Annotated in this window: 9 protein-coding genes; 6 read left to right on the forward strand and 3 right to left on the reverse strand. The window is 39.5% G+C overall.

Going from position 1 to position 13163, the window contains the following annotated elements; all coding sequences use genetic code 11:
- The first annotated feature begins 81 nt into the window (after nucleotides 1-81).
- The 6 genes from EZ437_RS15450 (at nucleotide 82) to EZ437_RS15475 (ending at nucleotide 9643) form a co-directional block, all read left to right on the forward strand.
- Nucleotides 82-1302, forward strand: a complete 1221-nt coding sequence (locus EZ437_RS15450) for an MFS transporter (RefSeq protein ID WP_131596967.1) — start codon at nucleotides 82-84, stop codon at nucleotides 1300-1302.
- 82 nt (nucleotides 1303-1384) lie between these two features.
- Nucleotides 1385-2281, forward strand: coding sequence for an oxygen-dependent coproporphyrinogen oxidase (hemF, locus tag EZ437_RS15455; protein ID WP_131596968.1), 897 nt, complete (start codon nucleotides 1385-1387; stop codon nucleotides 2279-2281).
- A 124-nt stretch (nucleotides 2282-2405) separates the two neighbouring features.
- Nucleotides 2406-5012: a DNA gyrase subunit A gene (gyrA, locus tag EZ437_RS15460; RefSeq protein ID WP_131596969.1), complete on the forward strand. Its 2607-nt coding sequence runs from the start codon at nucleotides 2406-2408 to the stop codon at nucleotides 5010-5012.
- A gap of 23 nt (nucleotides 5013-5035) precedes the next feature.
- Entirely contained in the window at nucleotides 5036-6118 is a 1083-nt protein-coding gene (locus EZ437_RS15465; RefSeq protein WP_131596970.1) for a tetratricopeptide repeat protein, read from the forward strand.
- A 65-nt stretch (nucleotides 6119-6183) separates the two neighbouring features.
- Nucleotides 6184-7329, forward strand: coding sequence for a tetratricopeptide repeat protein (locus tag EZ437_RS15470; protein ID WP_131596971.1), 1146 nt, complete (start codon nucleotides 6184-6186; stop codon nucleotides 7327-7329).
- Nucleotides 7330-7483: 154 nt separating this feature from the next.
- Nucleotides 7484-9643 (forward strand): FUSC family protein, encoded by a 2160-nt coding sequence (locus EZ437_RS15475; RefSeq protein WP_131596972.1) that lies wholly within the window; start codon nucleotides 7484-7486, stop codon nucleotides 9641-9643.
- 1 nt (nucleotide 9644) lies between these two features.
- On the opposite strand, the gene bioB is transcribed toward EZ437_RS15475, so the two are convergent.
- Genes bioB through corA form a run of 3 tightly spaced genes read right to left on the reverse strand, consistent with a single transcriptional unit; the run spans nucleotide 9645 to nucleotide 13162 of the window.
- A complete protein-coding gene (gene bioB, locus EZ437_RS15480; protein ID WP_131596973.1) occupies nucleotides 9645-10649 on the reverse strand; it encodes a biotin synthase BioB in 1005 nt (334 codons plus the stop codon).
- 14 nt (nucleotides 10650-10663) lie between these two features.
- Complete coding sequence (gene mgtE / locus EZ437_RS15485; RefSeq protein WP_131596974.1) at nucleotides 10664-12013, reverse strand: magnesium transporter; 1350 nt, start codon at nucleotides 12011-12013, stop codon at nucleotides 10664-10666.
- Nucleotides 12014-12040: 27 nt separating this feature from the next.
- Nucleotides 12041-13162 (reverse strand): magnesium/cobalt transporter CorA, encoded by a 1122-nt coding sequence (gene corA / locus EZ437_RS15490; RefSeq protein WP_131596975.1) that lies wholly within the window; start codon nucleotides 13160-13162, stop codon nucleotides 12041-12043.
- Nucleotide 13163: the final 1 nt, after the last annotated feature.

Genomic DNA, 13163 nt, shown 5'->3' on the forward strand with positions numbered 1-13163 from the left:
CGCTCTTTTTTTGTTCTTTTTTTTGAAATGCTTTCTCAGAAGTAAATTTGTTTGTACTTTCAGCTACCAAACAAAAACTGCATGAGCAATACCAACCAAAAAGGAAATGTTTTCTTTTTAATTCTTGTAGCCTCATTAGGCTATTTCGTAGATATTTACGACCTACTTTTATTTCTGATCATTAAAAACAAAAGCCTGGGCGGACTTGGCGTTCCTGCCGAAAAGATTACCGAGACGGGACTCTATCTGATGAACTGGCAGATGGCCGGATTGCTGATAGGGGGTATATTATGGGGTATTATAGGCGATAAAAAAGGTCGGCTTTCCGTGCTTTTCGGCTCTATTATTATGTATTCTGTGGCCAATATTGCCAATGGTTTTGTGACCACAATCCCTATGTATGCCGCACTGAGATTTATTGCCGGAATCGGTTTGGCAGGGGAGCTTGGAGCAGGTATCACGCTGGTTAGCGAGAGTATGAGTAAAGAAAAACGGGGCTATGGAACTATGCTGGTGGCAGGAATAGGACTGATGGGTGCTGTGGCAGCGTATATAGTTGGAGATCTTTTTGAATGGCGGACTGCATTTTTTGTAGGGGGTGGTCTGGGCATATTGTTATTGCTTTTGCGGTTTGGGGTTTTTGAGTCGGGTATGTTTGAAAAGATGAATAAAAAAGAGGTGGTAAAAGGTAATTTCTTAATGCTATTTCAGAGAAAGCGCTTTTTTAAATACTTAAATTGTATACTGATTGCAGTCCCGCTTTGGTTTGTGGTAGGTATTCTGGTAGGTATCGCACCAGAATTTGGCAAGGCATTAGGCGCTGTAGAGGTACTGGACAATGGTAAAGGGGTCATGTTTACCTATATTGGAATATCTTTGGGTGATTTCCTGAGTGGCGCGCTGAGCCAGATTTTTAAAACACGTAAAAAGATTGTCTATATATTTCTCACACTCACATTTGCTGCCATGTTGGTTTATTTGCTGAATACTGGCTGGACAGCCAATGGCTTCTATATTCTATGCCTGTTTTTCGGTTTATTTACCGGCTACTGGGTAGTTTTTGTTACCATTGCAGCGGAACAGTTCGGCACCAATCTTCGTGCTACCGTAACTACCAGTGTGCCTAATATGGTAAGAGGTTCACTGATCCTGGTTACACTGCTTTTTCAATGGTTGCTTGGTTATATCGGCATCATCAATGCAGCATTGTGCATCGCTGTGCTAACAATAACCCTGGCATACATCGCCTTGTACAATCTGGATGAAACTTATGGCCGTGACCTTAACTTCATAGAAGAATAGTGTCAAAAAAATGTACTATCTGCAAATATAAACCCTATTGCGCTGGCATTAAGGTTAACTTTGAGCCTAGTTTAATAATGAAATGGGGTTTAAAGAAAAAGTAGCAGCAGCATACCAGCTCATTCAGGATCAGATTTGTGAAGGATTGGAGCAAGCGGACGGGAAAGCAAAATTTGAACAGGAACTGTGGGACAGAAAAGGCGGAGGCGGAGGCCGTACCCGGATCATGCAACATGGGAATGTGATTGAAAAGGGTGGAGTAAACTTTTCTGCCGTTCATGGTAAATTGCCGGAGGCTGTTAAAAAAGCTTTTAATGTAGAAAGTGATGATTTTTTTGCCACTGGGGTTTCTATTGTAATGCATCCGGGCAATCCCTTTGTGCCGATCATACACATGAATATCCGATATTTTGAGATGGACGAGCAGACAAGGTGGTTTGGGGGTGGAATTGACTTGACACCACATTTTATAATCGATACCGATGTGCGCTATTTTCATCATTTGTTGAAGCAGACTTGTGACAGCTTTGATGCATCCTTTTACCCTAAATTTAAAGCCCATGCTGATGATTATTTTTATATCAGGCACAGAGAGGAAACACGGGGGGTAGGCGGCATATTTTACGACAGGTTAAAACCTGAAACATGCGGTCTTTCATTTGATGAAATCCTGGATTTTTCCGTTGCTGTAGGCAATACTTTTATCCCGGCCTATACAGAGTTGATAGACAGGAACAGGGACGCGGAATATACTGAAAGAGAGCAGGAATGGCAGTATCTGCGCAGGAGCAGGTATGCAGAATTCAACCTGGTATATGATGCGGGCACTAAATTCGGACTCGAAACAAATGGCAGAATCGAATCCATCCTGATGAGCCTGCCCCCAATGGCCAAATGGGTATACAACCACAAGACTGTTCCTGGCAGCGCAGAATCTTATACTTTGAGCATGCTGAAAAAGGGCATTCAATGGGCATGATAATCGCCTAAAATTTACGTTTAAAATTTTTCCACAATACCTTGTTATGGCTGTTTTTTTATTAGCTTCGCAAGGTTATAAGAATACCACATTTTAAATCGTTCTTAAGGAACATTAATATTTTATGGCAGAAGATTTAGAAAATCAAGAAAACGACAAAATAATCAGGATTGATATTGATGAGCAAATGAGGTCGGCCTACATCGATTATTCGATGTCGGTAATTGTATCAAGGGCTTTGCCTGACGTACGCGACGGATTAAAACCTGTACACCGCAGGGTGCTCTATGGGATGCTCGACTTAGGACTTACAAACAATAAACCTTATAAAAAATCAGCACGTATTGTAGGAGAGGTATTAGGAAAGTACCACCCGCATGGTGATGCGTCTGTTTATAATACCATGGTAAGGATGGCCCAGGAATGGAGTCTACGTTACCTAATGGTAGAAGGCCAGGGAAACTTTGGCTCTATAGACGGTGATTCTCCTGCTGCGATGCGTTATACTGAGGCACGCTTCCAGAAGATCGCAGAGGATATGCTGGCGGATATTAACAAAGATACAGTTGATTTTCAGCTGAACTTTGATGATTCCCTGACTGAACCTACCGTACTTCCTTCTAAAGTACCAAACCTATTGATCAACGGTTCTTCTGGTATTGCAGTGGGTATGGCGACAAATATGCCACCACACAACATTACCGAGGTGATCAACGCGACTATCGCATATATTGACAACAATGAGGTAACGATACCCGAATTGATGAAGCACGTAAAGGCTCCTGATTTTCCTACCGGAGCCATCATCTATGGTTATGCTGGTGTTCAGGAAGCGTTTGAAACTGGCAGGGGCAGGATTGTAATGCGCGCTAAAGCGGAGATCGATATATTAAAGGACCGTGAGGTAATCATTGTGACCGAAATACCTTATCAGGTAAATAAGGCGATGATGATCGAGCGCACAGCTGAACTGGTAGGTGAGAAAAAGATTGAAGGTATCTCAAACATAAAGGATGAGTCTAATAAAGACGGTATCCGTATTGTATATGAAATAAAACGCGATGCAAATGCATCTATCGTATTAAATAACCTGTTCAAACAAACTGCGCTTCAGACTTCCTTTAGTGTAAATAACATTGCGCTGGTAGCAGGAAGACCTCAAATGCTGAACTTGAAAGACCTGATCCGGTATTTCGTAGAACACAGGCATGAGGTGGTAATCCGCAGAACCAAGTTTGAACTAGCTGAAGCAAAGAAACGGGCACATATTTTAGAGGGTTTACTGATTGCACTTGATCACCTGGATGAGGTAATCAAATTGATCCGTGGATCTGATACTCCTGAAGAAGCCAGAACAGGCTTGATGGAGCAGTTTGGTTTGAGTGATATTCAGGCCAGAGCGATTCTTGATATGACCTTGCGCAGGTTGACAGGACTTGAGCGTGATAAGATCAAAGATGAATACAATGAATTGATGAAAACCATTGAATACCTGCAGTCTATTTTGGACGATGAAGGTAAACGTATGCAGATCATCAAGGACGAGCTGACCGAAATGATGGAGAAATACGGCGATGAGCGTAGGACTAAAATCGTTCATTCGGCAGAAGACATGAGTATGGAAGACTTTATTGAGGACGAAGACGTGGTCATCACGATTTCTCATGAAGGCTATATCAAACGCACAGCTGCTACAGAATACCGTACTCAGGGCAGGGGTGGAAAGGGCTCTAAAGGAAGTGATTCAAGAAATGAAGATTTTATTGAACATATGCTGATCGCTTCCAACCACAATTACATGTTATTCTTTACCGAAGCAGGCCGCTGCTTCTGGTTAAGGGTTTACGAAATTCCGGAAGGAACCAGACTGAGCAAAGGAAGAGCAATCCAAAACATCATCAATATTCCGAAGGAAGAGAAAATCAAAGCCTTTATTAAGGTAAAAAACCTGAAAGATCAGGAGTATCTGGAAAACAATTATATTGTGATGTGTACCAAAAAAGGAACAATTAAGAAAACTTCTTTGGAGGCATACTCAAGACCTAGGGTCAATGGTATCAATGCAATCAATATCAATGAGGGTGATCAGCTGATTGAAGCAACATTAACCACGGGATCTAGTGAAATTGTGATGGCCCTGCGTTCTGGAAGAGCGATCAGGTTTAACGAAGAGAAAGTGAGACCAATGGGCAGAACGGCTACAGGAGTACGTGGTGTAACACTGGCCCATGATAAAGACGAAGTAGTTGGCATGATTGCTGTAGATGATCCGGGGGCTACCGTATTGGTAGTTTCAGAAAAAGGTTACGGCAAACGTACTGATATCGAAGATTATCGCGTTACTAACAGAGGAGGAAAGGGTGTTAAGACCATTAATGTTACTGAAAAAACCGGAAATCTGGTAGCAATAAAGAATGTTACCGATGCAGATGATCTGATGATCATTAATAAATCGGGCATTGTAATCAGAATTGTAGTAAGTGAATTGAGGGTAATGGGTAGAGCCACACAAGGTGTACGTTTGATAAACCTTAAAGGTAACGATGCAATTGCTTCAGTGGCTAAAATAGAGCATGATGAAGACGAAGTGGACGATACCGCTGATGTTGTTGTAAAAGACATCGTAGAGGAATTACCTGTCGAAGCCGAAGAGCTGGAAGATGAGGTCGCTGAAGATGAAACCGAAGAAGAGGAAGGTTCTGATGAAGACGATAATGAAGAAGAAAATTAATTGTTAAATCATATTATAAAAAAATGAAAAAGATACTTTTTAGTTTATTGTTATTGGGTGTTGTCTCATTTGCAAATGCTCAAAGGAATGAGATTATTGAGGCCCAGAAGAAATGGAACCTTTTGGCATTAGGCAAGGATAAGACGCTTGCAGAGAATTTAAAGACGCTTAACGAAGGCTTGGCACATACAAGCAAAGCTATTGTTAATGAAAAAACAAAAGATCAGTTAGAATCCTGGTTATACAGAGCGTTATTTGCTTCCAGGATCGCATTAGTAGACTCTTTAGATTTGGCTAATTCAATTGCAAATCAGAAAATAGCAGAGGAAGCTATTGAAAAGGCAAAGACGCTTGATAAAAAAGGCGCTGAAAAGGAAAACATTGAGAACGCTTTTCTAAATGTAGAATCAGCAGTTAGAAATCGTGGTATTTTTGCATATAATAAGAAAGACTTTTTAGGTGCTTTTAATGCTTTTTCTGAGGTAACAAAAAGAAACCCTACGGATACAGGTATGTATGTAAATGCAGGTGTTGCCGCAAAAGAGATTCAGAAATATCCAGAAGCGATCAGTGCATTCAAAAAAGCTATTGAATTGGGATATCCAGATCATAAAATCCTTTTTATGGATATCGTAACCACTACGTTTTCTAAGTTGAAAGATACTACCGCAGGTATGGTGTTATTGGAAGAAGGTGCTGTTAAATACCCGGATGAATCTTATTTTGTAGGTCTTCAAACTGACCTTTATATTAAGAAAGGTGATATCGCAAAATCACAGGAGCTGTTGACCAAACTGATAGCTGCAGAACCTGCAAACTCTCTTTATCAGTATCTGATGGGCAATACGTACTTCAATCAGGCCCTTGCTATTCAAACTGAAAGAGCTAAAGTGGATGCAAAAAACACCAAGTTGTTTAATGAAATGACTGTCAAGATGACTAAGTTCATAGACCAGGCTATTCCTTTGTATCTAAAAGCTGTTGAATTAGATCCTAAAAATGCAAATGCACTGGATAATTTGAAAACCATTTATGTATTTAAAAATGATACAGTGAAATATGAAGAGATTAAAAAGAAATTAGACGCAATACTTCCAGCAGAATAAAGTTCTGATTTATTGATAACAAAAAGAGGAGTATTATTATTCCTCTTTTTTTTTAAATTTGTGATATGAGTAAAAAATCTTTATTGAGTATTTTTTTGGTTTTACTAGGTTGCAATATTGCTTTTTCTCAAAAAAGCCAGCTTAATGTAGCACGCAACAGTATCGGGAAATTGCAGGTGGCGATCAACAATAAGCAGGACGTTAAAAAGCAACTGGAGGTGATAGGCGAGGGAATCAGAGCAAGTGAAGCTGCTCAAAAAGACAAAAAAACAAAGAAATGGCCGGAAACCTGGGCCATTAAAGCATATCTGAGTTCCTATGTAGCCATTATAGATCCTGATGAAGGTAATTCAGACAAATATTTTGTTTCGGCTAAAGAAGCAATTGATTCTGCAGCCAGATTAGATAAATTTCAAGGCAATTCTAAACTGATTCAGGCATCTATTTTTAATATTAACATTAAAAAGCAAGCTAAGGCAACTTCCGCCTTCAATAACAATGACTTTACCACGGCCTTTGGCTTATTGAAAGAAGTGAGTGATTTTTTCCCAACAGATACGACTTTGGCCATCAATACAGCCATTGCTGCACAGAATATAAGGGGATTTGATAATGCGCTTATCTATTTTAAAAGAGCCAAGGATAATGGCATTCATAATCCGACAGTATTTCAAAATATGGCGGCCATTTATACTTCGAAGTTTGAAAATGACCTGGCAATAAAGACGTTGGAAGAAGGTATAAAGTTAAATCCTTACGACACCAACTTGACCAATAATTATATCAACCTTTTACTGGATCATGAAAAGTATAGTGAGGCAATTAAAGTGATTGACAATACGCTAAAAACAACAACCAATAATAAACTGCTTTATTTTCTTTATGGCTATCTGCATCAGAACAATTCAAACTATAGTACCGCAGAATTAGCCTATAATAAGGCACTGACCATGGATGAAAACTATTTTGATGCTTTGTACCAGCTTGGAGTTGCCTATGTGGATTCAGCTAATGAGGCATTAAAAGAAAAGAAATCAGATAGCGGACAAAAATTTGTTTCCTTAATAAACAGAGCTGAGATGACTTTGCTACAAGCACATGAAATCAATCAAAATGATAAATCAACTGTGCAGTTGCTGATAGATATCTATACCAGAAAAAACAAACTCGACAAAGTTCAGGAGCTTAAATCTAAACTAGAGGAATTTTAGTTATTATTCCGGATCCCTAATGGGCGTGAAGAGTGATTAATATTAGTTAACATAATATTAATTATGCCTTCTTAAGTATATTGTTTGATTTATCGTTTTAAATTCCGTTTGTCTGTCTAAATTTTGCTATTTTGTAATAAAATAGCTTCATTACATGTTCAACCGTCCCATAAGAGACATTCATGATTTTTTACTAAGCACTTATTTTGCTGATGGATTGCGCATTACCTTTGGTGTACTCTGTCCGTCGCTCATATTGGCGCAATTTGGGATGCTCCAATACGGTATTACTTTATCATTAGGTGCCTTGTGTGTAAGTGTCGTAGATACTCCAGGACCTATTGTGCATCGCCGTAATGCAATGATGATTACTACCGTACTAATTACACTGATCTCTCTCATAGTTGGGATTACTAACAACAATATTTATTTCATAGGTATTTTACTGGTAATTTGTAGCTTTGTCTTTTCCATGTTCTTTCTTTACGGTCTGAGGGCCGCTTCAATAGGTACCGCTGCATTGCTGGTGATGGTTTTGAGTATTGATGATGTCAGGCCTTGGAAAGAAGTTCTGTTCTATGCCTTGCTAATTTTCTGCGGCAGCATCTGGTATTCCTTATTGAGCTATTTGTTTTACCGGATCAGACCATACAGACTGGTTCAGCAGACACTGAGTGAGTCTATACATGCTGTGAGTAATTTTTTACGGGCAAAAGCTAAATTCTATCATGAAAGTATAAATTATGACGACAACTATGCCCAATTGCTGCAGTTACAGGTGTTGGTTCATGAAAATCAGGATGCTGTAAGAGAAGTGCTTTTCAAAACAAGGGAAATCGTGAGAGAATCTACTCCTGAAGGACGGTTTTTATTACTGGTTTTTGTTGACATGGTAGACCTCTTTGAGCAAGTTATGTCTACTTATTATAATTACAAGCAACTGCATGAACAATTTGATCCTTCAGGGATACTATCCCATTATGAATCTGTAATTTTAAAGATAGCCGATCAACTGGACGACATAGCCTTTGCGCTGAAAACAGGCAATACCCCTAGCCTACCCATTTCGCTTATCGCTGATGTTGCCGCATTGAAGGAGGAAATCATACAACTTGAAAAAAAAAATACAGAAGGAAAGTACAATACCCTTGGTATTATTGCCTTAAAAAATATTGAAGTAAATATTGAAAATATATTATCTAGGGTAAAGACAATCAACGGTTACTTTAATAAAAATGAAAAGAAGAATTTAAAGCCCAGGCAGATTGATCTGGAAAGGTTCATTACCAGGCAAAGCATAGATTTAAAGCAACTGTCAGAGAATTTCACCTTTAATTCATCTGTATTTCGCCATTCATTGCGTGTTGCTATTGTGATGCTCGTTGGCTTTGTAGTAGCTAAAACTTTGAATTTTTCTCATAGCTATTGGATACTTTTAACCATTCTTGTAATCTCTAAACCCGGATTTAGTCTCACCAAAGAAAGAAATTATCAGCGTTTGATCGGTACAATAGCGGGTGCGCTGATTGGGATTTGCATATTGATATATGTCAAGGACAAGAACACCTTGTTTTTCATATTGCTGATCTGTATGATTGGTTGTTTTAGTTTTCTACGTAAGAATTATGTGATCAGCGTGCTGTTTATGACACCGTATATACTTGTATTATTTAATTTTCTAGGCATGGGAGGTCTCTCAGTAGCTCAGGAAAGAGTATACGATACCTTAATAGGATCTGGTATTGCATTGTTGGGCAGCTATTTATTATTTCCAAATTGGGAGCATGAAAAGCTCAAGGATACGATGATGGAAATGCTGAAAGCAAACATGAATTACTTTGAACAGGTGACTTTTCTATATACAGAGCAGGTTAAGGATTTTACAAATTATAAGGTGGCGAGAAAGGAAGTATATGTAACTACTGCCAACCTCGCCTCACTTTTTCAGCGCATGTTTTCAGAGCCTAAAAGTAAACAGGTATTGATGAAAGAATTACACCAATTCACTGCTTTAAATCACCTCCTGTCATCATACATCGCTACTTTATCTCTATATTATAAAGAGCATTCTTTTGTCTATATCAATTTTGAGGAGTTAAAACCCATCTCAAACAATACCGTTTACCTTTTGAACTTATCTGCTGAAACTTTATATACAAACACGGATACCATTAATAATGTACCGCTCATCAGAAGAAATATGAATGACAATAATTCTACCGATACAGGTGAAATTATCATAGCTGAACAGTTTGACTTAATACAAAAGGTAGCTTATGATATTTATAAGCTCTCTGAAAAAATCAAGTTATAAACTATATAATTTCAGCTGCCTTAACCAAAGTGTTGGAAGGTCTGCCATTTTTAAATGCATCGCGAGTTTTCAAGCCCAGCAATTCAAACATAGCCATATCATCTACAAATGCAGGATTTGGTGTAGTTAATAGCTTATCACCAGCGAAGATTGAACTTGCGCCAGCCATAAAACAAAACGCCTGTTCCAGGGTACTCATCTCATTTCTACCGGCAGATAAACGCACTACAGAATTTGGCATTACGATTCGCGCGGTTGCAATCATCCTTACCATGTCCCAGATCGGTACACGTGGCTGATCTTCCAGCGGCGTTCCTTTTACAGGAACCAGGGCATTTACCGGAACTGATTCAGGATGAACAGCCATGTTAGCCAGTGTTTGCAACATAGATACACGGTCCTCTACAGTTTCACCCAATCCAATAATTCCGCCACTGCAAACAGTAAGCTTTGCTTTACGCACATTTTTAATGGTATTTAAACGATCATCATAAGTACGCGTAGAAATAATGCGTTTATAATCATCTTCTGAAGTATCAATATTATGGTTATAAGCGTACAAACCTGCGTCGGCCAGCCTTTGCGCCTGATTTTCAGTAAGCATGCCTAATGTGCAGCACACTTCCATATCCATATCATTTACGGCTTTTACCATTTCTATCACACGGTCAAAATCACGGTTGTCACGCACTTCCCGCCATGCTGCGCCCATACACAAACGAGAGGCGCCCCCTTCTCTTGCTTTTACAGCTGCACTCACTACCTGGCCAACCTGCATTAGTGGCTGAACTTCCAGATCAGTATGGTAACGGGCTGCTTGCGGACAATAAGAACAATCTTCCGCACAACCACCTGTTTTTATAGAGATCAATGAGCTCACCTGAACCTCATTATAATCTTTATTTTCCCTATGGATAGTAGCCGCTTCATAAACCAAGTCTAAAAATGACCTGTTATAGATTGCTGATATCTCTTCTCTTGTCCAATCGTGTTTTGTTAGTTGCATATAAATAGTAAAAGTTATAATAAAAGTTTGCTTGCCAGTCCCAGCAACAGCAAAAATCCGAAAACATCTGTAAAAGTTGTAATTATTATTGATGAAGCAATGGCCGGATCAATTCCTACCCGCTTTAATATTAATGGTATCCCCGCTCCCGTCACCCCAGCTATCAGCAGATTACCCGTCATAGCAAGGAAGATAACTACTCCAAGCATGGGATTGGAGTCAAAAAACAGCGCAAATAAAAATACAATCAAACCAGTCACTGCACCATTTATCAGCCCTACCATAAGCTCTTTCAGTACGGTTCTATACGCCTGGTTATCAGTAAGGTCATATAGAGAAATCCTTCTTACGGTCACCGCTAGGGCCTGCGTAGCGGCATTCCCTCCCATTCCTGCTATAATTGTCATATACGCAGGTAATACCACAATCAGCTTAATGGTCGGCTCAAAGTGCCGGATTACCCCTGAAGCCAAAAATGCAGTACCAAGATTTAAAATAAGCCATGGCAGACGCGATTTTACCGCCTCTATCCAGTTACCGCTCAGTTCCTCATCTTCCGACACCCCAGAGATCTTTAATATATCCTCTGTATTTTCGTCTTCCAGTACGTCTATCACATCATCAAAGGTCACACGGCCCAGCAGTTTCATATTTTCATCCAATACTGGAATACTGGTAATATTATATTGTGAAATCAACCTCGCCACCTCTTCCTGATCCGTATCTGGATGTACCCAAGCCACCTCTGCCTTAACAAGCTCGGTAATCTGAACATTCCCTTTGGCTTTAATGATGTCTTTTAAAGACACAATTCCCTGAAACACATTGTCGTCATCTATTACAAAAATCGTATAGAATTCTTCAATTTCTTCGCTCTGGCGGATGATCTCGTCTATTGCATCTTTCTTGGTCAGGTTCAGGTTGATCCTGATGAACTCCGTGTTCATCAATCCGCCCGCAGTCTCCTCGTGATAACTTAGCAAGTTGCGGATGCTGGAGGCATCATCTTCGCTCAGGTCCTCAAGAATCTCCTTCTGCTCATGCTCCTCTAATTGCGATATAATATCTGTAGCATCATCGTAATCAAGCTCTTCTACAATCTCCGTACGTTTATCAGGATGCAGTTGCAGCAGCAATTCCTCGGGGTGGGACTCTTCATGCATCTCTGAGATAACTTCAGAAGCGATCTCTACAGATAGTAGATTGATGATGCGTTGCCGGTCGTCTTTATTTAAACTTTCAAATAAAATAGCAATTTCTGACGCATGATATTCCTCCAGAATAACTTTCAGTTGTTCATCATCGCCGCCTAAAGCCGCTTTCATCTTAGATACATCTGTTCTGTCTAGATCAAAAGATTGCATACGATGCTAAGGTAAGAATAATCGGCCCTATTTAAACCATCCTTTGCGCCAGAAATATATGATTTGTGCTACGGCAATTGCTCCCATCACAATCATTGTATACAAATATCCATGCTCCTGATAAAGCTCGGGCATGTTCTGAGGAAGTTTTTTGCCGGTCACAGGATCTTCTATAGCAAAATTCATCCCGTATATTCCCGCAATAAATGTCAGCGGAATAAAAATAGAAGACATAATAGTCAGCACTTTCATGATCTCATTCATCCTGTTGCTGATCACAGATAGGTACATATCTATATTAGTAATCGCTATCTCTTTCAGCGACTCTACAATATCTATAATTTGTATACAATGGTCATAAGCATCCTTGATATACAATTTGGTCTGCGCAGTAATTCTCGGACTATCACTTCTTAAAATGTCATTAAGCTTGTCTCTCTCGGGCCATACTACCCTTCTTATCCCAATGATGTTTTTCTTAATCATCTGGGTATCATACATTACCGTTTTGTCAGGCCGGTCAAACAGCCTGTCCTCAATCTCATTCAGGTCCTCCCCCCACTCTCCCAGAATCTCAAAATACTTATCCACTATGATGTCCATCAGCGCATACATCAGGTAGCTGCTTCCTCCTATTCTAATATTGCCCTTACCTATCTTCAGACGTCCGCGAATAGGCTCCAGGCAATCTTCATAATGTTCCTGAAATGTGAATAATACATGGTCTCTCAATATAAAAGAAACCTGTATATTGTCCAGATCTTTATCCGCATCAAAACGCAGCATTCTGCTTACTGCAAAGTCATAATCATCATATTCTTCCAATTTCGGCCGCTGATAAGGGCTTGTAATATCTTCCAGAACAAGCTTATTGACGTTAAAATCAACATTCAGGATGTCAAACATTTTCATTGATTTAAAGCCTTTTATCTCCACCCAATAGGTAAAATCTTTGTCGGCCACCCTGGATTGCACCTCTTTAAAATCTTCAATTTCAGCCACTTCATAATGGCCGGCATTGTATTTATAAATCTTTATGACAGGTATCAGTGTATTTTCATCTATATAAATCAAGCCCGGACTGGATCCGGCTGCAGGCAATGAATATTTGCGGTGTTTCTGACGTTTGTGTTTTGTTTGTCTGGTCATA

Source organism: Pedobacter psychroterrae (assembly GCF_004331695.1).
GTDB lineage: Bacteria > Bacteroidota > Bacteroidia > Sphingobacteriales > Sphingobacteriaceae > Pedobacter > Pedobacter psychroterrae.